Source organism: Bradyrhizobium sp. HKCCYLRH1030 (assembly GCF_051168395.1).
Classification (GTDB): Bacteria; Pseudomonadota; Alphaproteobacteria; order Rhizobiales; family Xanthobacteraceae; genus Bradyrhizobium.
On sequence record NZ_JBNPUY010000002.1, the window covers coordinates 653,186 to 675,660 of the forward strand.

Below are 22,475 nucleotides of genomic sequence, written 5' to 3' on the forward strand. Positions count from 1 at the left end.
TGATGCGGCGGCCGGTCAAGCCGGAACGCAACCACATCCGCCTGCGTGGGGTGGGATATCCATAATATAGAAAATCGCGCCGTCGTCTGCAAGGCATCTGCAGCGGAGCGGTATTCCCTGGGAAGCGGTCAGAACGGCTTGACGATGACGAGAATCACGATGCCGATCATCAGCACCGTTGGTACCTCATTGATATACCGGTAGAATTTCTGGCTTCGGGTGTTCTTGTCGGCGCCGAATTCTCTGACCCAGCGGGTGAACAGTCCATGGACCCCGGACATGATCAGCACCAGCAGAAATTTCGCATGAAACCAACCGCTGGTATACCAGTGGCCGGACCAGGCCAGATAGAGTCCGGCAAGCCACGTCACGGTGATCGCCGGATTGATGATCGCCTTGAGCAGGCGCCGTTCCATGATCTTGAACGTCTCGGACTGCTTCGAGCCGATCTCGGCGTCGCAATGATAGACGAACAGCCGTGGCAGATACAGCATGCCGGCCATCCACGCGATGACAGCGATGACGTGAAGGGCCTTGATCCACTCATACATCGGAAACGCGTGATCCTCTCGGCTGGCGATCGGCTTGCGTGTCGAGACATATCCGCTCGCTCAGTCCCCTCCAAACCAAATAATTTTAGAATCTTAAGGTTTGAGTCTAGGTAGCGGTGGATTGGACTCATGCAATGTCATCCGCAGTCTGCCCGCAGCTTGTTCACATCCCTCAACATGCGAGCTGCGCACGCCGGATCGCCCCAGAGTCTGATGTGATTCAGACGCTTGTCGAAATCCTTCGACAGCTTATCCAGAGACAAATGGGCCTCGTCCCGATATCATCGCGCTGCTGCCTGACGTTGTCCCGGACGGCGACCATGTGCAGAACAATCGGGGTTATACAAAGGGAGCGGTCCGAGGCGACTTTTTGGCCCCATCCTTCACAGGGATTCACAGATCGTTAAGGATTTGATGCCCACCACCGGCAACTACTTTCACCTCCATCTGGTTTCCGATTCGACGGGCGAAACCCTGATCACGGTCGCGCGTGCGGTCGCCGCGCAATACACCAACGTGACCCCGGTCGAGCACGTGTACCCGCTGGTGCGGAGCCAGAAGCAGCTCGACCGCGTGCTCGACGAGATCGAGGAAGCGCCGGGCATCGTGCTGTTCACGCTGCTCGAGAAGGATCTGGTCAGCCGGCTCGAAGCCAAGTGCCAGCAGATCAACATCCCGAGCCTGTCGATCATCGGTCCGGTGATGCAGCTGTTCGAGGCCTATCTCGGCGCATCGACCGCCGGCCGCGTCGGTGCGCAGCACGTGCTCAATGCCGAATATTTCGCCCGCATCGATGCGCTGAACTACACGATGCTCCACGATGACGGGCAGATGGTCGACGGCCTCGAAGACGCCGAAGTGGTGCTGGTCGGCGTCAGCCGGACGTCGAAGACTCCGACCTCGATCTATCTCGCCAACCGCGGCGTGCGCACCGCCAACGTGCCGCTGGTCCCGGGCATTCCGATCCCGCATCAGCTCGAGACATTGAAGAAGCCGCTGGTGGTCAGCCTGCATGCGACCCCGGAGCGGCTGATCCAGGTGCGGCAGAATCGCCTGCTCAGCATGGGTGCGGAATCCGGCAATGAGAACTATGTCGACAAGCAGTCGGTGACGGACGAGGTCGCCTATGCACGCAAGCTGAGTGCGAAGTTCAACTGGGTCATGCTCGACGTGACGCGGCGCTCGATCGAGGAGACGGCCGCCGCGATCCTGAAACTCTATACCGACCGGCAGCGGCAGCGGCTTCCGGACTAGTGAGCGGATCAATGTCCATCTGGTGCAGTGACGAGCCTCTCATTCTGGCATCGCAGAGCCGCGCGCGGCGGATGCTGCTCGCGAACGCAGGCCTCGCCTGCGAGGCGCTTCCGGCCGATATCGACGAACGCGCGGTGCAGGCCGAAGCCGGCCTGGTCGCGCCCTACGAGATTGCGTTGCACCTTGCCAACGCGAAGGCCGCAGCGGTCTCGGCAAACAGGCCCAATTCATATGTGGTGGGCGCGGATCAGACGCTGGCATTGGGTGAGCGCATGTTCAACAAGCCAGCCGGCCGCCAGCATGCCATGCAGCAACTGTTGGCGCTGGGCGGACGCACCCATGCGCTGCACTCGGCCATCGCCGTGGTCCGCAATGGCGAGGTGTTGTTCTCGCACGTCGCCGTCGCCTGGATGACGATGCGTGCCCTCACCGAAACCGAGATCGCAGCCTATCTCGATGCCGCCGGCGAAACCGTCACATCCAGCGTTGGCGCCTACCAGCTGGAAGGGCTCGGCGTGCACCTGTTCGACCGCATCGACGGCGATCACTTCACCATCCTCGGCCTGCCGCTGCTGCCGCTGCTCGCCTATTTTCGCGAAGCGAAGCTGCTCAGGATCTGAGGCCGACCGCAGCCACGCGCAAGGGGGAGTGACCGCGGATGAGAGTGCTGGGTCTGACCGGCTCGATGGGCATGGGCAAGTCGACGACCGCAAAGCTGTTCGCCGAAGCCGGCGTCCCGGTCTATGACGCCGACGCGACCGTTCATAAGGTCTATGAGGGCGAAGCCGCGCCGGCGATCGAAGCCGAATTTCCTGGGACCACGGTGGACGGCAAGGTGGATCGGGCCAGGCTCTCCGCCAAGGTCGTCGGCGATCCCGACGCGATCCGCAGGCTCGAAGCGATCGTGCACCCGATGCTGCGCTCCTATCATCAGAAGTTTCTCGACGACGCCGAGCAGTCCGGCGTGCCCGTTGCCGTCGTCGATGTCCCCTTGCTGTTCGAGACCGGCGGCGACAAGCGCGTCGATGCCGTGGTGGTGGTGTCGACCGCGCCCGAGATCCAGCGTCAGCGCATTCTGGCGCGCGGCACGATGACGGAAGAAGCGCTCGATGCGCTGCTCGCACGGCAGATGCCGGATGCCGAGAAGCGCAAGCGCGCCGATTTCGTCGTGGATACCTCGCACGGGCTCGATCCGGTGCGGGCACGCATCCGCGACATCCTGGCGGAGGTCGTTAGAATGCCGCAGCGCCGGGGCTGATTCGCGAACGCCGGCCGCGCGGAATTCGACGGATCAAATCAGATGCGTGAGATCGTTCTCGACACCGAAACCACCGGCCTCGACGCCTTGCGCGGCGACCGCCTGGTCGAGATCGGCTGCGTCGAGATCATCAACCGCATGCCCACCGGCCAAGTCTACCACCGCTACATCAATCCCGAACGTGACATGCCGGCGGAAGCGTTCGCGGTTCACGGACTGTCGAGCGAGTTCCTCGCGGACAAGCCGCTGTTTCACGAGATCGTGGAGGAGTTCCTGGAATTCATCGGCGATGCCCCGCTGGTGATCCACAACGCCTCGTTCGACATCGGCTTCATCAATGCCGAGCTCGACCGGGTCAAGCGCGCGGCCATTCCGAGGGACCGTCTGGTCGACACGCTGCTGCTGGCACGTCGCAAGCATCCCGGCGTGTCGAACCGCCTCGACGACCTGTGCTCACGCTATGCGATCGACAACTCACGCCGCACCAAGCACGGCGCGTTGCTCGACGCCGAGCTGCTGGCGGAGGTCTATGTCGATCTGGTCGGGGCGCGGCAGTCGCAGCTGATCCTGACCCAGGACAGCCAGGAGATCCGCATCGGATCTGCCGGCGAGACGCCGCGCCGTCAGCGCGAGCAGCCGCTGTTGCCGCGGGTCACGGATGCGGAGCGAGAGGCGCATCGCGCCTTCATCGCCACGCTCGGCGACAAGCCGATCTGGACGGAGTTTCTCGCCGGCACGTGATCCGCCTGATCGGCAGCGGATCACGCCCGGCAAACATCAATCGTAAGCAGAACCGGATCAGCTCGACAGCACCTGGCCGCCCTGGGCCGCCGCCTGGCGCTCCATGTTCTGGCGGTACAGGCCGACGAAATCGACCGGGTCCAGCATCAGCGGCGGGAAGCCGCCGTCGCGCACCGAATTGGCGACGATCTCGCGGGCGAACGGGAACAGCAGGCGCGGGCATTCGATCAGCAGCATCGGCGACAGGTTCTCGCGCGGAATGTTGACCAGCCGGAACACGCCGCCATAGACCAGCTCGAAGCTGAACATCACCTGGCTGCCGCTCTCGGCCTTGCCCTCGATCGTCAGCGTCACCTCGTATTCGGTGTCATTCAGAGCATTGGCGCCGACATTGATCTGGATGTTGATCTGCGGCGGCTGGCCCTGCGGCGCCAGGGACTGCGGAGCGTTCGGATTCTCGAACGAGAGATCCTTGATGTATTGCGCCAGCACGTTCAGTTGAGGAGGAGGAGCCGCCTCGGGAGTGGCGCCGTTACCGTTGGTCATCGCAGTGTTCTCCAGGCAAAAAGGGCGGGTCGTTGCGGCGCGTGGCTACCATAGGGCCGGCTTGTTCCACAAGGACGAGGCACGGACGCCGCAAAAGGCCGAGGCAGAGGGTTGATCCGGCCGGCATGCCTCTATTTGTCGCATCGGCCCGGGGGCGGAACCAGCGACCGTCTACTCTGTTCCAATCCAAGGTCGATCGGATTTCCCCTTGAGAGGGAAAAGGGTTAGGATCACCGGGCCACAATGTGCCATTGGCCGGGCCCAATTCGATGACTACATCCGGGTCGACCGAGGGATTCACGGGTCTTTACCCGGATCCTGTAGAACGGGTGCCCGGTGGCCGGGCTCCGCGTTCGGCTCGACAAGTCAGAAAGCGAACACGAAGTGGACATTTATACCATCATCTTCCTGGCGCTGGCGGTCTTCATCTTCATCCGCCTGCGCGCCGTGCTCGGGCAGCGCACCGGGAGCGAGCGGACGCCGTTCGATCATGCCGCCCGAAACGCGGTCCAGGGCGCGCCGGACAACCACGTCATGCCGGTTCCCAACAAGCCCATCGATCCCTCGGCTGCGGTCCCCGGCGGCGAGATGCCGGCGCCGGGCGATCGCTGGCGCGGCCTGGCCGAGCCGGGCACACCGCTCGCCCGTGGCCTCGACGCGATCGTCGCCGACGACTCGTCGTTCGATCCGCGCCATTTCCTGACCGGCGCGCGCAGTGCCTACGAGATGATCGTGCTGGCGTTCGCCAATGGCGATCGCCGCGCATTGCGCGACCTGTTGTCGTCCGAGGTCTATGAGAGTTTCGACGCCGTCATCAAGGAGCGTGAGAAGCAGGAGCAGAAGACCGAAACCCGCTTCGTCTCCATCGATACCGCCGAACTGGTCGGTGCCGAGCTGCGCGACCGCACCGCGCAGGTGACGGTGCGCTTCGTCTCGCAAATGATCTCGGTGACACGCGACAAGGGGGGCAACATCGTCGACGGCAATCCGGACAAGGTGGCCGACATCACCGACATCTGGACTTTCGCCCGCGATACCGGCTCGCGCGATCCCAATTGGAAGCTGGTCGGCACCGGCAGCCATTGATGGAATAGGTTGCCGCCGCCGGCGTTACATCGGGAGATCGCCCGCTCTCGATGTCGACCCCGTTCTGCAAGGAGGACGACGAGGTCCATCCTCGGCTTTTTGACCCGGATCTTTTCAGCATCCCGTTTCCTCTGAATTTCGCGTTGAGTGGTACTTTGATGGTGCAAGCATGGTTCGCGAAATTTGGAAGCGGGGTTTCACCGCTCATCGCCTGAAATACTGGACGCCGGCGCTCGCCCTGAGCGTCGCCGCCGTGGCGCTCGCCCCTTATGCGGCCGAGGCGGTGCGCTCGCGCCCCCGGGCGGCGGCGCCCCCGGTGCGCCACCTGCCCTACCCGCAACTCGACTGGCCGCTCGAGATCAGCAACAGCCAGTACCTGCCATTGGCCTGGAACGACGTGCCCGGCTGGAACGACGACGACCAGCTTGCGGCCTATCGGACGTTCCGCGCCAGCTGCAAGCCGATCGCCGCAAAGACGGATGCAGCGCCGGATGCCAAGGCGGATGGCAAGCCGCTGGGTGATTCCCTGCGCGACCCCTGTCGCGACGCTCGGGCCACCGATCTCGCCGACAATGCTGCGGCAAGGGCTTTCTTCGAACGGCACTTCGAGCCGCTGAAGATCTCCAAGCTCGGCGATGCCGATGGCTTCGTCACCGGCTACTACGAACCCGTCATCGAGGGCTCGCGGACCCAGAACGAGGTCTACAACGTTCCGGTCTATCGTCGCCCCTCCAATCTGTTCGTCCGTGGCTTCAAGCAGGACGCGACGAGTCTGCCCAACAAGGGTCCCGTCTATCGGAAGATCGGACGGCGCAAGCTGGTCCCCTATTACGACCGCGCGGAGATCGAGGACGGCGCCATCGAGGGCCGCGGCCTGGAGATCGCGTGGCTCAGGAACCAGACTGACCTGCTGTTTGCCCAGATCCAGGGATCGGCGCGCATCAGTCTCGACGACGGCTCGACCATCCGCATCAACTACGATGCCTATAATGGCCTTCCCTACACACCGGTCGGCCGCATCCTGATCGAGCGCGGCATCATTCCGCGCGAGCAGATGTCGATGCAGCGTATCCGCGACTGGATGGAGCAGAATCCGGAAGGTGCCAACGAGCTGCGGCGGATGAACCGCTCCTACATCTTCTTCCGCGAGGTGCAGCTGTCGGAGAAGGACGAGGCGGTCGGCGCGCAGGGCATCCCGCTGACGCCCGGCCGTTCGATCGCGGTCGACAAGTCGCTGCACGTCTATGGCACGCCGTTCTTCATCACCGGCGAGTTGCCGATCGAATCCGAGAAGTCGAAGACCGCGTTCCACCGGCTGATGATTGCGCAGGATACAGGCTCGGCGATCGTCGGACCTGCGCGCGCCGATCTCTATTTCGGCGCCGGCCAGGACGCCGGCAAGGTCTCCGGCCGTCTCAAGCACAGCATCCAGTTCGTGATGCTGGTGCCGAAGAGCCTCGATCCGGTCGCGCGTGGCCGCAAGATGCCGCTGCCGGATGCACGCCCGTCGGAGAAGATCGCAAAACTGTTTCCGCAGGTGCTGCCGAAGGAGGCCGCCAAAGCCGCCGCCTCCCCGGTCAACGATGCGAAGGCCCCTGCTTCCGCCGCGAGCGCAATCCCGGCAACCACGGTGGCGCAGAACGTTGTGGCGCCGCAGCCCGTGCCCCTGCCCGAGGCCCGCCCCCGTATCGAAAGTGATCGCAATATCCGCCGATTGCGTTATGGCAGGCGCCATCGCAACCGCCGATGACAAGCCGTCTCCATGTCTGAAGATCCCGAGCCGCCGCGCGGCCGTCGCAAGCGTGGCCTCTCCGAGGACGAGCGCACGCTGTGGGAGACGGTGGCGCGCCAGGTCAAGCCGCTGCGCAAGACGCACCGTCCGGTGCGGCCGCATCCGCCGATGGTGACGGCCGAGCCGCAGCCGGACAAGCCGATGATGACACCGCGGCCGGTCGCGCCGGTGGTCGTGCCCAAGCCGGCCCGGCCGGCGATCCCGCCGCTGGTCTCGCTCGGCCGCAAGGAGCGGTCGAAGCTGTCGCGCGGCCGCAGCGAGATCGATGCGCGGCTCGATCTGCACGGCATGACCCAGAGTCGGGCGCATCAGGCGCTGCATCATTTCCTGCATCGCGCCCAGCATGACGGTCTCACCTTCGTGCTGGTCATCACCGGCAAGGGCACCATCGGGGCGGATCCCGAACGCGGCGTGCTCCGGCGGCAGGTGCCGCATTGGCTCAGCCTGCCGGAATTCCGCTCGCTCATCGTCGGCTTCGAGGAGGCTCATGTCGGCCATGGCGGCGCCGGCGCGCTCTATGTCCGGATCAGGCGCGCCCGCGGCTGAGCGTCAGAACGGGCGGATGATCCCGATCCGCGGTACGGCGGTGACGATCCATCCCAGGATCGTCGTCATGCGGTCGTCGGCGTCGATCGGAGTGATCGGCTTGGTCGCAGGAAGCGTCTTCACCGCGTGCAGCATCAGTACCATGCAGACCACCCAGCTCGAGATCCAGCGCGAATAGTCGAACACCATGGCGAACATGACGAGGTAAGCGGAGCTGATGACGATCAGCGCGGCGATGACGATCTGGCGATGGCGCTTGTCAGCCAAGGCGCCGATGAGATCCTTGAGATTCCGCCACAGCGGCGCGTGCAGCCACAGCAGCAGCGCATAGATGGGCAGGCCCAGCAGGTTCGACGGCAGCCGCGCCCAGGTGTCCTGCACCTCCTTGGCGAGCGGCTGATACCAGACATAGGCGAACTGCAAGAGCTCGGTGCGCGACGGATCGACCATGCGCGAGCGCAAGTAGGACACGAAGTCGGCCTCGGGCAGCGGCATGGTGCCGAGGAATTGCGCCGCGAGGAACAGCGCGCCGAGGCCGAGCAGCGCGCTGGCGCCGACTGCAATATCCAGGCGAGTGGGGGGACGTGTCAGGTAGTAGCGCAGCACGACGATCGCGGTGATGGTCGGCACGTACATCAGCAGATGGATGTGATGAATCAGCACGAGCAGGGCCGAGATCAATGCCGCAAGCAGCACGTAGGCCAGCGAGCGCGCCGGCACCAGCAGCAGGACGATCGCGCCGAGACAGCCATAGATGTCGAAATGGCCGAGCGTGAACAGGAAGTTCTTGAACACGAACGGCGAGCAGGCGGTGAAGATGAACAGCGGCAGCTGCGCGCGATCGAAGCCGAACGTGCGGCGGAAGAGCTGCGCGAACAGCGCGAAGGTGATGAGCCAGACGCAACCGGCCAGCGCGAACACCAGCCAGACCGGCACCTTCGCGGCGAACAGGCCGACCATGGCACCGATCAGCGCGCGCTTGATGAAGCCGAAGTGATAGTCGACCAGCAGATGGATGTACGGAATGTAGGGCGGCAGCGTGAGCTTGTGCAGGAAGACGCCGAGCATCACGGCGGCGTTGACGGCGAGCATCAGGCGCCAGTGTTTGCTGGAGGCGGCGGTCATGCGGCGTCCGAGCGGTGATAGATGGAGACGAGGTCGTCGCCCCGTCCACCACTGTCGCCCCGGCCTTGAGCCGGGACCCATAGCCGCCGCCGTTCGTGGTGAGGCAAGGCTGGAGCCGCCATCGTGAGTCACAATCAGCTTTGGTGGTTATGGGTCCCCGCGTTCGCGGGGACGACAGCGGATTTTGACGCCGCGCCGGAGCGAAGAAGCTCAGCGCTTGCTAGGCGCAGCCGACTACAAAATGAACCGGCTGAGATCCGCGTTCTTGGCGAGGTCGCCGATGTGTTGCTGCACATACGCAGCGTCGACGCGCATGGTTTCGCCGTTACGATCGGACGCCGTGAAGGAGATCTCGTCGAGCACGCGCTCCATCACCGTCTGCAGCCGGCGCGCGCCGATGTTCTCGACCGTCGAATTCACCGCGACCGCGATGTCGGCGAGCGCGTCGATCGCATCGTCGGTGATGTCGAGCGTCACACCCTCGGTCTGCATCAGCGCGACATATTGCTTGATCAGCGATGCCTCCGGCTCGGTCAGGATGCGCCGCATGTCGTCGCGCGTCAGCGCCTGCAGCTCGACCCGGATCGGCAATCGTCCCTGCAGCTCCGGCAAGAGGTCCGAGGGCTTGGCGATGTGGAACGCGCCGGAGGCAATGAACAGGACGTGGTCGGTCTTGACCGCGCCATGCTTGGTCGAGACCGTCGTGCCCTCGATCAGCGGCAGCAGGTCACGCTGCACGCCCTCGCGCGAGACGTCGCCGCCGGCGCGGTTCTCGCGCACGCAGATCTTGTCGATCTCGTCGAGAAACACGATGCCGTTGTTCTCGACCACGCTGATTGCTTCCTGCACCAGCTGCTCGCTGTCGAGCAGCTTGTCGGATTCTTCCGCGATCAGGATGTCGTGCGAGGCCTCGACCGTCACGCGCCGCGTCTTGGTGCGGCCGCCGAGCTTGCCGAAGATGTCGCCGATCGAGATCGCGCCCATCTGGGCTCCCGGCATGCCGGGGATCTCGAACATCGGCAAGCCGCCGCCGGAGGACTGCGTCTCGATCTCGATCTCCTTGTCGTTGAGCTCGCCGGCACGCAGCTTGCGGCGGAACGAGTCGCGCGTCGCAGCACTCGCATTGGCGCCGACCAACGCGTCGAGGACGCGCTCCTCGGCGGCGAGCTGCGCGCGGGCGGCGACGTCCTTGCGCTTGCGCTCCCGGACCTGGGCGATCGCGACCTCGACGAGGTCGCGGATGATCTGCTCGACGTCGCGGCCGACATAGCCGACCTCGGTGAACTTGGTCGCCTCGACCTTGAGGAACGGTGCGCCCGCAAGCTTGGCCAGCCGCCGCGCGATCTCGGTCTTGCCGACGCCGGTCGGCCCGATCATCAGGATGTTCTTCGGCAGCACCTCTTCGCGTAGGCCTGCATCGAGCTGCAGCCGGCGCCAGCGGTTGCGCAAGGCAATGGACACCGCCCGCTTGGCGTCGGCCTGGCCGACGATGTAGCGGTCGAGTTCGGAGACGATTTCGCGGGGTGAAAAGTCGGTCATGAGGCTCTAGCTAGGGTCGGACGGGGATGAGGGCAAGCCGGATTTCCGCCGTCACAGGAGCGGCGGTCCGGCCTGCCACTGCCGGATCGCCTCGGTTGGATAGATCAGCATCAAGATGTTCAGGGTCAGGTTGTCACGGATGTGCAGGCCCACCCCGATCTCGAACGCGACTGCAATCACGACGGTCAGCCAGACCGGCAGCACCCGCGCCAGCAGGAAGCCGGTCATCATCGCCAGCGTATCGCCGACCGAGTTCACGATGCTGTCGCCGAAATAGTCCAGCGAGATCGTGGCGGCACGATAGCGCTCGATGATGAAGCTGGAGTTCTCGACCAGCTCCCAGGCGCCCTCGATCAGCATCGCGATGATCAGCCGCCCCTGCCACGGCAGAAACGGCAGAACCAGCGCGGTCAGCGCATAGAACAGGAAGCCGTGAATGACATGGGAGAACGTGTACCAGTCGGCGAGATGCTGGGAGTTCTCAGAGCTCTGCACCACGCCGTGCCACAGCTTGACCGTGCCGCAGGCGCAGATCGGCAGCCGGCCCATCGCGAACAACAGTGCGGCCTGCAGCGCCAGCAGACCGAGCGCCAGGATGAGCCAGGGTCCGGACCAATGCCGGGACGGGGCGCCGATCTCGTCCGCGGTCATCGTCTACTCGGCCGACAGCGCTTCGATGGTGATGTTGCGGTTGGTGTAGACGCAGATGTCGGCGGCGATGTCGAGCGAGCGGCGCACGATGCACTCGGCGTCCTTGTCGGTGTCGATCAGCGCACGCGCGGCCGCAAGCGCATAGTTGCCGCCGGAGCCGATCGCCATCACGCCGGCCTCCGGTTCCAGGACGTCGCCCGTCCCGGTCAGCACCAGCGAGACCTCCTTGTCGGCCACGATCATCATGGCTTCGAGCCGCCGCAGATAGCGGTCGGTGCGCCAGTCCTTGGCGAGCTCGACAGCTGCCCGGGTCAACTGCCCCGGATATTGCTCCAGCTTGCTCTCCAGCCGCTCGAACAGGGTGAAGGCGTCGGCGGTGGCGCCGGCGAAGCCGCCGATGACGTCGCCCTTGCCGAGCCTGCGCACCTTGCGGGCGTTGGACTTGATCACGGTCTGGCCGATCGAGACCTGGCCGTCGCCGCCGATCACCACCCTGCCCCCCTTGCGGACGGTCAGGATCGTGGTGCCGTGCCAGACGGTGGGCTCGTTCGCGGATGCGTGCATGGGGGGTCCCTGGTTGATCCTCTGATTTAGGCGTTCAGGCGTCGGGATACAATTACCGGGTCCCTGCCCTGCCCTGGCGGGCCTTGAAATCCGCTCACCATGGCCCGAGATCAAGGCCGAGGGGCGTCATCCCGCAGTAGCTAAGGTGACATCCGCCTGATAAAAGGGCCGCGTTTTCAAGGGAAAGCTGACCCCATGCGTAGCGCGACCATCAAGCGCAAGACCAAAGAGACCGAGATCGAGGTGTCCGTGAACCTCGACGGCACCGGCGTCGTGAACATCGCGACCGGGATCGGCTTCTTCGATCACATGCTGGATCTGCTGGCCCGGCATTCCCGCATCGACATGACCGTCAAGGCGGTCGGCGACCTCCATATCGATTTCCACCACACCACCGAGGATGTCGGCATCGCCCTCGGCCAGGCCGTGCGTCAGGCGCTCGGCGACATGGCCGGCATCACCCGTTACGCCTCGATCCACATGCCGATGGACGAGACCCTGACGCGCGTCGTGATCGACGTATCGGGCCGGCCGATGCTGGTATTCCGCACGACCTTTGCGCGCGACAAGATCGGCGAGTTCGACACCGAGCTGGTGCGCGAATGGTTCAACGCCTTTGCCATGAACGCCGGCATCACCTTGCATGTCGAGACGCTGTACGGCGAGAACGCCCATCATATCGCCGAATCCTGCTTCAAGGGTCTGGCGCGGGCCCTCCGCGCAGCCCTTGCGATCGATCCGCGCAATCAGGGCGAAGTGCCATCCACCAAGGGTCAGCTCGGCGGCTGACCTCCCTCCTCCCAAGGGATTTTCGACATGCCCGTTTATACGGTTCACGCTCCCCTCGCCGCCGGGGCCGATCTGCGCTCGACCGATCGCTTCGTCTTCATCCGCGACGGCTTCCATTTCTGGGCCGCGGTGCTCGGCGCCGTCTGGCTCGCCTGGCATCGCCTCTGGCTTGCGATGCTGGTCTGGGCCGTGCTGACGATCGCGCTCGACGTCGTCCTGGTGCGCGTCGGCGTCAGCGGCGGCGCGATTGCCGGAATCGATCTGTTGCTTGCGATCCTGCTCGGGCTCGAAGCCTCGAGCCTGAAGCGCTGGAGCTACTCGCGCGGCAATTGGCGCCAGATCAACGTCGTCGTCGCCGACGATCTCGATGCCGCCGAGCGCCGCTTCTTCGAGCGCTGGGCCGCCCGGCGCAGCACGCTCGGCTACGACAATCACACCGTCGATCGCGGCGCGGCGCCGCCGACACGCGACAATGGCAATGGGCAGCACCCGCCGCCGCTGCCGCATGCCAGCATCATTGGCTTGTTTCCCGAACCCGGAGGTGGACGATGAGTGTTGCGATCATCGATTACGGCTCCGGCAATCTGCATTCCGCCGCCAAGGCGTTCGAGCGCGCTGCGCGCGGCATGGCGGATCCGCAGAAGGTCGTCGTGACACGCGATCCCGATACGGTCTATCGCGCCGATCGCATCGTGTTGCCCGGCGTCGGCGCCTTCGCCGACTGCCGCCGCGGGCTCGACTCCGTCGACGGCATGCTGGAGGCGATGACCGAAGCCGTGCGCCACAAGGCGCGGCCATTCTTCGGCATCTGCGTCGGCATGCAATTGATGGCAACGCGCGGCAAGGAGCACGTCACCACCGACGGCTTCGACTGGATCTCCGGCGACGTCGAGAAGATCACGCCTCGCGACGAGAGCCTGAAGATCCCGCATATGGGCTGGAACACGCTCGATGCGCTGCAAGAGCATCCGGTGCTGGAGCGGCTGCCGCTCGGACCGAAGGGCCTGCACGCCTATTTCGTGCACTCCTATCACTTGAATGCCGTCAACGAGAGCGACGTTCTGGCACGCGCCGATTACGGCGGACCGGTCACCGCGATCGTCGGCAAGGACACCGCGATCGGCACCCAATTCCATCCCGAGAAGAGCCAGCGATTCGGTCTCGCCCTCATTTCCAACTTCCTGAAGTGGAAGCCATGAGCGCAGCGTGCCTGCTCGTCCAAGGGGCGAGCAGGGCGCTTGCCTGAAAGACAGCTCCGATGATCCTGTTTCCTGCCATTGATCTGAAGAACGGCCAGTGCGTGCGCCTGGAGCAGGGCGACATGGCGCGCGCCACCGTGTTCAACCTCGATCCCGCCGCGCAGGCCAAGAGCTTCGCCGACCAGGGGTTCGACTATCTCCACGTCGTGGATCTCGACGGCGCCTTCGCCGGCAAGCCGATGAATGCGCACGCCGTGGAAGCGATGTTGAAAGTCGTCAAGATGCCGGTGCAGCTCGGCGGCGGCATCCGCGATCTCAAGACGGTGGAGGCTTGGCTCAGCAAAGGCATCACCCGTGTCATCATTGGCACCGCGGCGGTGCGCGATCCCGAGCTGGTGAAGACCGCAGCCAAGGCCTTCCCTGGCCGCGTCGCCGTCGGGCTCGATGCGCGCGACGGCAAGGTCGCCGTCGAGGGCTGGGCCGCGACATCCGAAGTGACGGCGCTCGACATTGCCAAGCGTTTCGAGGACGCCGGCGTCGCCGCGATCATCTTCACCGACATCGCGCGCGACGGCCTGCTCAAGGGCCTCAACCTCGATGCCACGATCGCGCTAGGTGACGCCATCTCGATTCCCGTGATTGCCTCCGGCGGCCTGGCCTCGATCGAGGACGTCAAGGCGATGCTGACACCGCGGGCGAAAAAGCTCGAAGGCGCCATCGCTGGCCGCGCGCTCTATGACGGCCGCCTCGATCCCGCGGAAGCACTGGCGCTGATCCGCGCGGCGCGTGCGTAGGAGGAAACAGGATGTTCAAGGTCCGTGTCATTCCCTGCCTCGACGTCAAGGACGGACGAGTCGTCAAGGGCGTCAACTTCGTCAATCTGCGCGATGCCGGCGATCCGGTCGAAGCCGCGATCGCCTATGACGCGGCCGGCGCCGACGAGCTGTGCTTCCTCGACATCACCGCCACCCATGAGAACCGCGGCATCATGCTGGACGTCGTCCGGCGCACGGCGGAGGCCTGCTTCATGCCGGTCACGGTCGGCGGCGGCGTGCGCACCATCGACGACATCAAGACCCTGCTGCGTTCCGGCGCCGACAAGGTTTCGATCAATTCGGCCGCGGTGAGCAGGCGCGAATTCGTCAAGGAGGCGGCCGAGAAGTTCGGCGAGCAGTGCATCGTGGTGGCGATCGACGCCAAGTCCGTGTCGCGGCCGGGCGGCGGCAGCCGCTGGGAGATCTTCACCCATGGCGGCCGCAAATCGACCGGCATCGATGCCCTCGAATACGCCCAGGAGGTGGTCGCGCTCGGTGCCGGCGAGATCCTGCTGACCTCGATGGACCGCGATGGCACCCGCCAGGGCTTCGACCTGCCGCTGACCCGGGCAGTCGCCGACAGCGTCCCGGTGCCGGTGATCGCCTCCGGCGGTGTCGGTAACCTCGATCATCTGGTGGACGGCATCCGCGAGGGCCACGCGACCGCGGTGCTGGCGGCGTCAATCTTCCATTTCGGGGAATTTACCATCCGGCAGGCCAAGGAGCACATGGTGCGCCAGGGGCTGCCGATGCGGCTCGATCCCTGACGACATTGCGTCGCAAAAATGTTAGATGAACGCTGGTCCGGCCGCCGTGGTCGGGCAGGCGTTCCGAGTACCGGCTGATGTCCCGCTTCACGCTTCACGACCTGGCTGCCATCATCGACGCGCGCGCCGCGGCGGGCGGTGAGGCGTCCTATACGCGCAAGCTGCTCGACAAGGGCCCGCCGCAATGCGCCAAGAAGATGGGCGAGGAGGCGGTCGAGACGGTCATCGCCGCACTTGGCACCGACCGTGAGCATCTGATCTCCGAAAGCGCCGACCTGCTGTTTCATCTGTTGGTGTTGTTGAAGTCGCGCGACGTCCGGCTCGAGGAGGTCGAGGCGGCGCTCGGCAAGCGGACCGGCCAATCGGGGCTGGAAGAAAAGGCGTCGCGCAAGACGGAGTAGGGCGCGACGGCGGGGGAAACGAAGGGCAGCGTCATGGACATGCGCACCACCGAACAACAATATAATCCGTACCGCGTCTTCACCCGCGAACAATGGGCCGAGCTGCGCAACGACACGCCGATGACCTTGGAGCCCGGCGAGTTCTCCAAGCTGCGGTCGATGCACGATCGTCTCGACCTTCAGGAGGTCGAGGACATCTACCTCCCGCTGTCGCGATTGCTGTCGATGTATGTCGATGCGGCGCAGCGGCTGTACTACGCGCAGCGCCAGTTTCTCGGCATCCGCGACCGCAAGATGCCCTACATCATCGGCGTCGCCGGCTCGGTGGCGGTCGGCAAGTCGACCACTGCGCGCGTGCTGCAGGCGTTGCTGACCCGCTGGTCGCCGCGGCCCAAGGTCGATCTCATCACCACCGACGGCTTCCTGTATCCGAACGCGGTGCTGGAGCGGCAGGGCCTGATGCAGAAGAAGGGCTTTCCGGAAAGCTATGACCTGCCGCGGCTGCTCGGTTTTCTCTCCGACATCAAGGCCGGCCGCCATCCCGTGCGCGCACCGGTGTATTCCCATCTGAGTTACGACATCGTCCCCAATCAATGGGCCGAGATCGACCAGCCGGACATCCTCATCGTCGAAGGCGTCAACGTGCTGCAGACCGGACCGCTGCCGCGCGACGGCCAGGCGGTGCCGGTCGTCTCCGACTTCTTCGACTTCTCGGTCTACATCGACGCCGACGAGGCCATCCTGCGCAAATGGTACGTCAAGCGCTTCCTGTCGCTGCGCGACACGGCGTTCCATGATCCGCGGTCCTACTTCAACCGCTACGCGCTGCTGTCGGACGAGGAGGCCATCGCCACCGCGATCGCCATCTGGGAGCGCACCAACCTGGCCAATCTCGAGGACAACATCCTCCCGACACGGCCGCGTGCGACCTTGATCCTGAAGAAGGGCGCGGATCACGAGATCGAGACGGTGGCGCTCAGGCGGTTGTGAGCGGGGCCCGCGAGCGCGGCGCGAGCTGATCCGCTCCAACTAATGACCTACGCTGGCACCTGTCGCGCCGCCGCCAGATTCGCCAGCGCCTCGTCGAGCTTGTCGCGATCGATCGGCTTGACCAGGAACCCATCCATGCCCGCCTCGAAGCAGGCGTAACGGTCCTCGACCAGAGCATTGGCCGTGAGCGCCAGGATCGGGGTGCGGCCGCCGGGCTCGCTGGCCTCGATGGCGCGAATGCGTCTGGCGGCGGCGATGCCGTCGAGCTTCGGCATCTGCACGTCCATCAGGATCAGATCATAGGGCGCGCCGGCCGAGCGCGCCGCGAGCCAGGAGTCCAGCGCGGCTTCGCCATGCACGGCGATGTCGGCGTGGTGGCCGAGCTTGCTCAGCAGCGAGCGCATCAGCAGTGCGTTGATGTCGTTGTCCTCGGCGACCAGGATGGACAGTCCCGTGCCGGCCTGGGCCGCGATCGGCGGCGCGATGGTCGGGATCGGATCGTCGGCCATGACCGTGCCGTCGGTGTCGAAGCTCACGCGCGCGGCGAGCGATGCGGCCCGCAGCGGCTTGACGAGATAGCCGTTGAATGGCGCCCCCGGCGCCAGCTCGTGGCGGCTCGCTGGTGTCACCAGCACGATCAGCCGCGTCGTATGATGTTGCGCGACCCCGCCCACACGCAGCGATTCATCGCCGCCGATGCTGTCGTCGACCAGCACGGCGTGCCAGGCGCGTTCGGGCAGCAGGGCCTCCGCCACCTCGGCCTCGGCGACCAGGCAGGTCTGCGCGCCCCAGTTCTGCAAGCGCCGCTCGATCAGCTCGGCCTGCAGCCCGGCCGGCGCGACCAGCATGATCGACCGTCCTGCGAGATCGGGGCCGCGGAAGCTGTTCTGCTCGCCCCGCTCCAGCGCCGGCGGCAGCGGCACCGACACCTCGAAGGTCGAGCCGGCGCCGAGCGCGCTCTGCAGCGCGATGCGGCCGCCCATCCGCTTGACGATCCGGTCCGAGATCGCAAGGCCAAGCCCGGTGCCGCCGAAGCTGCGCGCGACGCTGTCGTCGGCCTGCTCGAATTCGCGGAAGATCCGCTCCTGCGCGTCGGCTGCGATGCCGATACCGGTGTCGCACACTTGGAAGCTGATCTCGTTCGGCCAGATGCCGGGCTCGGCGATCAGGGCAACGCCGCCCGTCGCGGTGAACTTGATGGCGTTGCCGGCGAGGTTGAGCAGCACCTGGCGCAGCCGCGCGGCGTCGCCCGTCACCCAGGTCGGCAGCCGCTCGTCGAGATAGGCCGCGATCTCCAGTTGCTTGGCCTGCGCCCGTGGCGCCAGCAGCTCGGTGATCTCCTCGATCAGCGCCGCCAGCGAGAACGGCTGCGCCTCGAGCGCCAGCTTGCCGGCCTCGATCTTGGAATAGTCGAGCAGCTCGTCGATCAGCGACATCAAGGCCTCACCCGAGGTGCGGACCGCCTTGGCGTAGGTCGTCTGCTCCGGCGTCAGCTGCGTTTCGAGCAAGAGTCCGCTCATGCCGAGGATGCCGTTCAGCGGCGTGCGGATCTCATGGCTGGCCATCGCCAGGAACCGCGACTTGGCGCGGTTCGCGGCATTGGCCTGATCGCGCGCGTCCGCCAGCGCCCGCTCGGTCTCGGTGCGGTCGGTGACGTCGCGGCCGACACATTGCAGCACGGCGGGCTGGCCGGCGTCGGAACGCACCAGCGCCTCGCGCCACGCGATCCAGCGCGGCCCGATCGCGCTCTCGATGCGCTGGTCGTGGACGCGCGTGCCGTTCGGCTCCAGCGCGCTGTCGCCCTGCTCGATCAGCTCGAAGGTGAACGCGCTGCCGAGCAGGTTGTCGCGATCGAGCCCCGCCATCCGGCAATAGGCGTCGTTGACGAAGATGATGCTGCCGCCGTGCTCGCGCATGACGATGAGATCGCCCTGCTGCTCGAACAGATTGCGGGCGCGCTGCTCGGCTTCCTGCAGCTCCCAGTTCCGGTCGGCCAGCACCTCGTTGTGGAGCGCAATCTTGTGCATCTTCCTGGCGACGAAGCGCAGCCGCATGCTGAGCGTGGCCAGGCCGACGCAGGCGAGCGCGAACAGGAAGCTGGCTCCGATCGCGAACGTGTGCGGGTTATAGCCGGAGTTGTCGGAGATGCTGGCCTTGATGAAGCCGTACGCGCCGCCGAAGCCGGCGGAGAAGATCATCAGCGAGCGCAGGATGGCGAAGATGGTGCGGTGACGGCGCATGAACCGGCGCAGGCGCAGCCTGACGTGAAAAATCGGTCCCATCTCGATCACCCCCGACGATTTCGATCCCAATGTCATGGCCGGCCCGCACCATGCGGCGTCGGTATTGCTGAGACTTTGAAAGGTCATGCACGCGCGATGAAGCCGTGCTGAGATGGTGAACCGGGCGTTAGCCCGGCTCACGGAACCGGATCGGCCGGCGGTGAGTCGTGGCTGCGCGCCGAGACGATCAGCCCGGCGGCGTCTTGCGCCGTGGCGTGGCTGGAGCGGACGTGGATGCGATCGTCGGCGTGAGCATCTGCTGCACTGTCCTTGGCGAGATGGATCCGGAGCGCGCCAGGATGCGGATCGGCGGCGATCGCGACGACCGCAGTCGCGGCAGTCATGCCGCAGCCACGATCCTCCTTGGTGAGCACATCGTCGACCGCGACGAAATCGGCCGTCTCCGGACTGTCGGCCAGCGCCACGCTGATAGTGGCGAGCGCCGGGTCATCGGTGAAGTCGACATGGAGATCGGCGGTAAACGGCGCCGAGCCGAGCGAGACGCTGTCGGCACCGACGGCAATGCAGGGCTGCGGGGAGGGCGCCAATTCGAGTCTGGCGATGACAGCGGCCGCGATCAGCGGCACAGCCGAGACGAGGACCTTGAAACGCAACATGATACGCACCGACGCGGCAGGCCTGAGGACAAAACGCGGGCCTTATGGTTGTCGGAGCGTAAAGAGAAGCCGTTACCAGAGTGTTGAGGGGGAGGGGGCGCCTTTACGCCGCATGCCGGCTGTCCTCCGCCAGCGCGCGATACGACAGCGCCTCGGCCAGATGCAGCCGGCCGATCGCATCAGTGTGGTCGAGATCGGCGAGCGTCCGCGCCACGCGCAGGACGCGGTGATAGCCGCGGGCGGACAGCCGCATCGTCTCGGCGGCTTCGCGCAGCAGCTTCTGGCCGGGCGCATCCAGCCTGGCGACCTCGTCGAGCACGGCGGTGGGGGCCTCGGCGTTGGTCCGGATGTGCGGCAGGCCGGCCTTGGCGTAGCGGGCGCGCTGCAGGTCGCGCGCGGCGGCGACGCGGGCGGCGACCTCGGCCGAGCCTTCCTTCGACGGCGGCAGGATGAGGTCGGCGGCGGTGACGGCGGGGACCTCGATGCGCAGGTCGATGCGGTCCATCAGCGGGCCGGAGATGCGCATCTGGTAGTCGGCGGTGCAGCGGTCGATGCGGCCGCGCTTGCAGGCGTAGCCGGGCTCGAAGGCGTTGCCGCAGCGGCACGGATTCATCGCCGCGACCAGCATGAAGCGGGCAGGGTAGGTGACGCGGTGGTTGGCGCGCGAGATCGAGACCTCGCCGTTCTCGAGCGGCTGGCGCAGCGAATCCAGCACGCGCGGATCGAACTCCGGCAGCTCGTCGAGGAACAGCACGCCCTGATGCGCCAGCGAGATCTCGCCGGGGCGGGCGCGCAGGCCGCCGCCGGTCAGCGCCGCCATGCTGGCGGAATGATGCGGGCTGCGGAACGGCCGGCGCGACGTCAGCGCGCCACCCTCGATCTCGCCGGCCACCGAGGCGATCATCGAAACTTCCAAGAGCTCTGCCGGCGACAGCGGCGGCAGGATCGACGGCAGTCGCGCCGCCAGCATCGACTTGCCGGCGCCTGGCGAGCCGATCATCAGCAGATGATGCCCGCCGGCGGCCGCGATCTCCAGCGCGCGCTTGCCGCTCTCCTGGCCCTTGATGTCGCGCAGGTCGAGCAGGCTGGCGGGCGCCTCCTGAATTTTCGGCTGCGGCCGCGACAGCACCTGCGTGCCCTTGAAGTGGTTGGCGATCTGGATCAGCGAGCTTGCCGCGATGATCTGCAAATCGGGGCTCGCCCACGCCGCCTCGGCGCCGCAGGCGGCCGGGCAGATCAATCCTTCCTCGCGCGCATTGGCGCCGATCGCCGCCGGCAGCACGCCGGCAACTGGCGCGATGGAGCCGTCGAGCCCGAGCTCGCCGAGCACCGTGAAGCCGCCGAGCGCATCCGGCGGAATGGCCCCGATCGCAGCCATCAGCCCGAGCGCGATCGGCAGATCGTAATGGCTGCCTTCCTTCGGCACGTCGGCTGGGGCCAGGTTGACGGTGATGCGCCGCGCCGGCAGCGCGAGGCCGGAGGCGATCAGCGCAGAGCGGACCCGCTCGCGCGCTTCCGACACCGCCTTGTCCGGCAGGCCAACGATGGCGAACGCCGGCAGTCCGGGCGCGACCTGGACCTGCACGTCGACCGCGCGGGCCTCGATGCCCTCGAAGGCGACGGTGGAAACGCGCTGGACCATGATGCCCCTCCCGGGCAAGGAGGCTAGCGGAAGCCGGCATCGTTCGCAAGAACAATACGGGAACATTGTCGTTGCCGCGCTCTGTCGCAATCCATTAACGACAGCCGCGTGGGGTTGCAGCTCCGTCCGCTGCGCTTAACGCCCCTTTAGTCCGGCCTTCGCATTCTTCCTCAATTGATGATCGACCCGCGCCTCCGTCACAGCCGGGGGAGGCGCCCAACGAGGGACGTGTGATGCCTCCAGCGCCTGCGGCAGCTCCGACCGCCAAGACGCCCGCCGGTGATGCACGGACGGTGTCCGAGCTCGCCACCGACATGCTACGCCGGACCACCAGCCTGTTCCTGGCCGGTCCGCGGCCGGCGTCGACCGAGCAGCTCGATCTCTACGATCAGATGTTCGCCCGGCTGATGCCGCAGGTCGCGACCGAGCTGCTGGCCGAGCTGAGCATGGCGCTCGCCGGCGTCGAGCGCGCGCCTTACGCGACGGCGCGGATGCTCGCCGTTCACCCCGAATTGCGCGTCGCGGGGCCGATGCTGGCCAAGGCGGCGGTGCTGACCGAGCGCGATCTCGCCGAGTTCATCCGCACCGGCAGCCCGGCGCATCTCGTCGCGATCGCCAGCCGCAGGGGCATCGGCGACAGCCTCACGACGCAGCTAATCGCGCGCGGCTTTCCGGCGGTGCGCATGGCGCTGGCGCAGAATCTTTCCGCGCGGCTGTCCGAGGACGGCTATCGCAGCCTGTTCAAGATCGCCGAGCGCGACGAGGATCTCGCCGAGAAGCTGGCGCTGCGCACCGATCTGCCGGCCAAGCTGTCGCGGGCCTTCGTCGCCGCGGCCAGCGAGGGCGCCCGCGCCCGCTTCATCAAGGCCGCACCGCCGGCGACCCGCGCCACCCTTCAGGCGACGCCGACGCGCTCGCCCGGCGCGGCGATGCGCGCGATATGGGATTATCAGCAGGTCAAGGCCGAGGTTGCCGCCCTCAGCCGGACCGGCAAGCTCGGCGACTCCGCCGTCAACCGCTTCTGCGCCACCGGCGATTTCCCTGCCGTGATCGCAGCGCTGGCGCTGCTCTGCGTCGTCACCATCGAGACGATCGAATCGCTGCTGGAGGAGGACCGCATCACGGACCTGCTGCTGGCCTGCAAGGCCGCGCGGCTGAGCTGGGCGACGACGTCGATGATCCTGCGCGACCGGCCCGGCTGCGACGCGCTTCCGGCCGATGACCTCGAAGAGGCGCGCAAGCGCTTCGAGAAGCTCGCACTGTCTGAAGCGCAATGGAAGGTGCGCGGGCTCGAATCGCGCTGAGCGAGCGCGAGAGGCG

General features: G+C 66.1%; 24 protein-coding genes. 15 read left to right on the forward strand and 9 right to left on the reverse strand.

The features are described from left to right. Positions 1-128: 128 nt before the first annotated feature. Complete coding sequence (gene hemJ / locus ACQR1E_RS08350) at positions 129-551, reverse strand: protoporphyrinogen oxidase HemJ (RefSeq protein WP_316166404.1); 423 nt, start codon at positions 549-551, stop codon at positions 129-131. A 414-nt stretch (positions 552-965) separates the two neighbouring features. On the opposite strand from hemJ, the gene ACQR1E_RS08355 reads away from it, so the two are divergent. Genes ACQR1E_RS08355 through dnaQ form a run of 4 tightly spaced genes read left to right on the forward strand, consistent with a single transcriptional unit; the run spans position 966 to position 3,804 of the window. Continuing rightward, positions 966-1,805 (forward strand): pyruvate, water dikinase regulatory protein, encoded by an 840-nt coding sequence (locus ACQR1E_RS08355; RefSeq protein ID WP_315716801.1) that lies wholly within the window; start codon positions 966-968, stop codon positions 1,803-1,805. A gap of 11 nt (positions 1,806-1,816) precedes the next feature. Further along, positions 1,817-2,425, forward strand: coding sequence for a Maf family protein (locus tag ACQR1E_RS08360; RefSeq protein ID WP_315716800.1), 609 nt, complete (start codon positions 1,817-1,819; stop codon positions 2,423-2,425). A 38-nt stretch (positions 2,426-2,463) separates the two neighbouring features. Next, entirely contained in the window at positions 2,464-3,063 is a 600-nt protein-coding gene (gene coaE, locus ACQR1E_RS08365; protein ID WP_315716799.1) for a dephospho-CoA kinase, read from the forward strand. A 42-nt stretch (positions 3,064-3,105) separates the two neighbouring features. After that, positions 3,106-3,804, forward strand: coding sequence for a DNA polymerase III subunit epsilon (gene dnaQ / locus ACQR1E_RS08370; RefSeq protein ID WP_315716798.1), 699 nt, complete (start codon positions 3,106-3,108; stop codon positions 3,802-3,804). A gap of 57 nt (positions 3,805-3,861) precedes the next feature. On the opposite strand, the gene secB is transcribed toward dnaQ, so the two are convergent. Then, entirely contained in the window at positions 3,862-4,350 is a 489-nt protein-coding gene (gene secB / locus ACQR1E_RS08375) for a protein-export chaperone SecB (protein ID WP_315716797.1), read from the reverse strand. Positions 4,351-4,734: 384 nt separating this feature from the next. Between secB and ACQR1E_RS08380 the strand changes: the two genes are divergently transcribed. The 3 genes from ACQR1E_RS08380 to ACQR1E_RS08390 all read left to right on the forward strand — a co-directional run bounded on the left by ACQR1E_RS08380 (position 4,735) and on the right by ACQR1E_RS08390 (position 7,774). After that, entirely contained in the window at positions 4,735-5,436 is a 702-nt protein-coding gene (locus tag ACQR1E_RS08380) for a Tim44/TimA family putative adaptor protein (RefSeq protein ID WP_315716796.1), read from the forward strand. A gap of 169 nt (positions 5,437-5,605) precedes the next feature. Further along, a complete protein-coding gene (gene mltA, locus ACQR1E_RS08385) occupies positions 5,606-7,186 on the forward strand; it encodes a murein transglycosylase A (RefSeq protein WP_434896898.1) in 1,581 nt (526 codons plus the stop codon). A gap of 12 nt (positions 7,187-7,198) precedes the next feature. Then, positions 7,199-7,774 (forward strand): Smr/MutS family protein, encoded by a 576-nt coding sequence (locus tag ACQR1E_RS08390; protein WP_315716794.1) that lies wholly within the window; start codon positions 7,199-7,201, stop codon positions 7,772-7,774. Between the two features lie 3 nt (positions 7,775-7,777). Here the strand turns inward: ACQR1E_RS08390 and ACQR1E_RS08395 are convergent, their stop codons facing one another. The 4 genes from ACQR1E_RS08395 to hslV all read right to left on the reverse strand — a co-directional run bounded on the left by ACQR1E_RS08395 (position 7,778) and on the right by hslV (position 11,653). Continuing rightward, positions 7,778-8,899, reverse strand: a complete 1,122-nt coding sequence (locus ACQR1E_RS08395) for a hypothetical protein (RefSeq protein WP_434896899.1) — start codon at positions 8,897-8,899, stop codon at positions 7,778-7,780. 234 nt (positions 8,900-9,133) lie between these two features. Beyond that, the gene (gene hslU, locus ACQR1E_RS08400; RefSeq protein WP_315716792.1) at positions 9,134-10,438 is read right to left on the reverse strand and encodes an ATP-dependent protease ATPase subunit HslU; all 1,305 of its coding nucleotides are present in this window, start codon (positions 10,436-10,438) and stop codon (positions 9,134-9,136) included. 51 nt (positions 10,439-10,489) lie between these two features. After that, positions 10,490-11,089: a DUF2585 domain-containing protein gene (locus ACQR1E_RS08405; RefSeq protein WP_315716791.1), complete on the reverse strand. Its 600-nt coding sequence runs from the start codon at positions 11,087-11,089 to the stop codon at positions 10,490-10,492. 3 nt (positions 11,090-11,092) lie between these two features. Further along, complete coding sequence (hslV, locus tag ACQR1E_RS08410) at positions 11,093-11,653, reverse strand: ATP-dependent protease subunit HslV (RefSeq protein ID WP_434896900.1); 561 nt, start codon at positions 11,651-11,653, stop codon at positions 11,093-11,095. Positions 11,654-11,848: 195 nt separating this feature from the next. Here hslV and hisB point away from each other — a divergent pair, with 195 nt between their 5' ends. The 7 genes from hisB (at position 11,849) to coaA (ending at position 16,614) form a co-directional block, all read left to right on the forward strand. Then, entirely contained in the window at positions 11,849-12,442 is a 594-nt protein-coding gene (gene hisB / locus ACQR1E_RS08415) for an imidazoleglycerol-phosphate dehydratase HisB (protein WP_315716789.1), read from the forward strand. 27 nt (positions 12,443-12,469) lie between these two features. Continuing rightward, complete coding sequence (locus tag ACQR1E_RS08420; RefSeq protein ID WP_434896901.1) at positions 12,470-12,994, forward strand: DUF2628 domain-containing protein; 525 nt, start codon at positions 12,470-12,472, stop codon at positions 12,992-12,994. Continuing rightward, positions 12,991-13,641, forward strand: a complete 651-nt coding sequence (gene hisH / locus ACQR1E_RS08425) for an imidazole glycerol phosphate synthase subunit HisH (protein ID WP_315750522.1) — start codon at positions 12,991-12,993, stop codon at positions 13,639-13,641. The genes ACQR1E_RS08420 and hisH overlap by 4 nt, the downstream gene beginning before the upstream one ends. A 59-nt stretch (positions 13,642-13,700) precedes the next feature. Continuing rightward, positions 13,701-14,435: a 1-(5-phosphoribosyl)-5-[(5-phosphoribosylamino)methylideneamino]imidazole-4-carboxamide isomerase gene (gene hisA, locus ACQR1E_RS08430; RefSeq protein ID WP_434896902.1), complete on the forward strand. Its 735-nt coding sequence runs from the start codon at positions 13,701-13,703 to the stop codon at positions 14,433-14,435. An 11-nt stretch (positions 14,436-14,446) separates the two neighbouring features. After that, positions 14,447-15,223: an imidazole glycerol phosphate synthase subunit HisF gene (gene hisF / locus ACQR1E_RS08435; protein ID WP_315716785.1), complete on the forward strand. Its 777-nt coding sequence runs from the start codon at positions 14,447-14,449 to the stop codon at positions 15,221-15,223. Between the two features lie 77 nt (positions 15,224-15,300). Next, positions 15,301-15,624 carry a phosphoribosyl-ATP diphosphatase gene (locus tag ACQR1E_RS08440; protein WP_315716784.1) on the forward strand — a complete coding sequence of 108 codons (324 nt, stop codon included), beginning with the start codon at positions 15,301-15,303 and terminating at the stop codon, positions 15,622-15,624. Positions 15,625-15,657: 33 nt separating this feature from the next. Then, positions 15,658-16,614 (forward strand): type I pantothenate kinase, encoded by a 957-nt coding sequence (gene coaA / locus ACQR1E_RS08445; protein ID WP_315716783.1) that lies wholly within the window; start codon positions 15,658-15,660, stop codon positions 16,612-16,614. Between the two features lie 47 nt (positions 16,615-16,661). Here coaA and ACQR1E_RS08450 read toward each other — a convergent pair whose 3' ends face one another. From ACQR1E_RS08450 to ACQR1E_RS08460, 3 genes are all read right to left on the reverse strand, one after another. After that, entirely contained in the window at positions 16,662-18,896 is a 2,235-nt protein-coding gene (locus ACQR1E_RS08450) for an ATP-binding protein (RefSeq protein ID WP_434896903.1), read from the reverse strand. Positions 18,897-19,033: 137 nt separating this feature from the next. Continuing rightward, positions 19,034-19,513 carry a hypothetical protein gene (locus tag ACQR1E_RS08455; RefSeq protein WP_434896904.1) on the reverse strand — a complete coding sequence of 160 codons (480 nt, stop codon included), beginning with the start codon at positions 19,511-19,513 and terminating at the stop codon, positions 19,034-19,036. 103 nt (positions 19,514-19,616) lie between these two features. Then, positions 19,617-21,155, reverse strand: a complete 1,539-nt coding sequence (locus ACQR1E_RS08460) for a YifB family Mg chelatase-like AAA ATPase (RefSeq protein WP_434896905.1) — start codon at positions 21,153-21,155, stop codon at positions 19,617-19,619. Between the two features lie 233 nt (positions 21,156-21,388). On the opposite strand from ACQR1E_RS08460, the gene ACQR1E_RS08465 reads away from it, so the two are divergent. Further along, positions 21,389-22,459, forward strand: a complete 1,071-nt coding sequence (locus ACQR1E_RS08465) for a DUF2336 domain-containing protein (protein WP_315825700.1) — start codon at positions 21,389-21,391, stop codon at positions 22,457-22,459. Positions 22,460-22,475: the final 16 nt, after the last annotated feature.

Bases quoted from the DNA above. Each gene is read 5' to 3' on its own strand.
- coaA (WP_315716783.1), top strand. From the start codon at position 15,658: ATGGACATGCGCACCACCGAACAACAATATAATCCGTACCGCGTCTTC.
- hisA (WP_434896902.1), top strand. From the start codon at position 13,701: ATGATCCTGTTTCCTGCCATTGATCTGAAGAACGGCCAGTGCGTGCGC.
- ACQR1E_RS08360 (WP_315716800.1), top strand. From the start codon at position 1,817: ATGTCCATCTGGTGCAGTGACGAGCCTCTCATTCTGGCATCGCAGAGC.
- hisF (WP_315716785.1), top strand. From the start codon at position 14,447: ATGTTCAAGGTCCGTGTCATTCCCTGCCTCGACGTCAAGGACGGACGA.
- secB (WP_315716797.1), bottom strand. From the start codon at position 4,350: ATGACCAACGGTAACGGCGCCACTCCCGAGGCGGCTCCTCCTCCTCAA.
- ACQR1E_RS08465 (WP_315825700.1), top strand. From the start codon at position 21,389: ATGCCTCCAGCGCCTGCGGCAGCTCCGACCGCCAAGACGCCCGCCGGT.
- ACQR1E_RS08440 (WP_315716784.1), top strand. From the start codon at position 15,301: ATGTCCCGCTTCACGCTTCACGACCTGGCTGCCATCATCGACGCGCGC.
- dnaQ (WP_315716798.1), top strand. From the start codon at position 3,106: ATGCGTGAGATCGTTCTCGACACCGAAACCACCGGCCTCGACGCCTTG.
- hslV (WP_434896900.1), bottom strand. From the start codon at position 11,653: ATGCACGCATCCGCGAACGAGCCCACCGTCTGGCACGGCACCACGATC.
- ACQR1E_RS08460 (WP_434896905.1), bottom strand. From the start codon at position 21,155: ATGGTCCAGCGCGTTTCCACCGTCGCCTTCGAGGGCATCGAGGCCCGC.
- coaE (WP_315716799.1), top strand. From the start codon at position 2,464: ATGAGAGTGCTGGGTCTGACCGGCTCGATGGGCATGGGCAAGTCGACG.
- ACQR1E_RS08450 (WP_434896903.1), bottom strand. From the start codon at position 18,896: ATGGGACCGATTTTTCACGTCAGGCTGCGCCTGCGCCGGTTCATGCGC.
- hemJ (WP_316166404.1), bottom strand. From the start codon at position 551: ATGTATGAGTGGATCAAGGCCCTTCACGTCATCGCTGTCATCGCGTGG.
- ACQR1E_RS08420 (WP_434896901.1), top strand. From the start codon at position 12,470: ATGCCCGTTTATACGGTTCACGCTCCCCTCGCCGCCGGGGCCGATCTG.
- ACQR1E_RS08355 (WP_315716801.1), top strand. From the start codon at position 966: ATGCCCACCACCGGCAACTACTTTCACCTCCATCTGGTTTCCGATTCG.
- ACQR1E_RS08455 (WP_434896904.1), bottom strand. From the start codon at position 19,513: ATGTTGCGTTTCAAGGTCCTCGTCTCGGCTGTGCCGCTGATCGCGGCC.
- hisH (WP_315750522.1), top strand. From the start codon at position 12,991: ATGAGTGTTGCGATCATCGATTACGGCTCCGGCAATCTGCATTCCGCC.
- ACQR1E_RS08395 (WP_434896899.1), bottom strand. From the start codon at position 8,899: ATGACCGCCGCCTCCAGCAAACACTGGCGCCTGATGCTCGCCGTCAAC.
- hslU (WP_315716792.1), bottom strand. From the start codon at position 10,438: ATGACCGACTTTTCACCCCGCGAAATCGTCTCCGAACTCGACCGCTAC.
- ACQR1E_RS08405 (WP_315716791.1), bottom strand. From the start codon at position 11,089: ATGACCGCGGACGAGATCGGCGCCCCGTCCCGGCATTGGTCCGGACCC.
- ACQR1E_RS08390 (WP_315716794.1), top strand. From the start codon at position 7,199: ATGTCTGAAGATCCCGAGCCGCCGCGCGGCCGTCGCAAGCGTGGCCTC.
- mltA (WP_434896898.1), top strand. From the start codon at position 5,606: ATGGTTCGCGAAATTTGGAAGCGGGGTTTCACCGCTCATCGCCTGAAA.
- hisB (WP_315716789.1), top strand. From the start codon at position 11,849: ATGCGTAGCGCGACCATCAAGCGCAAGACCAAAGAGACCGAGATCGAG.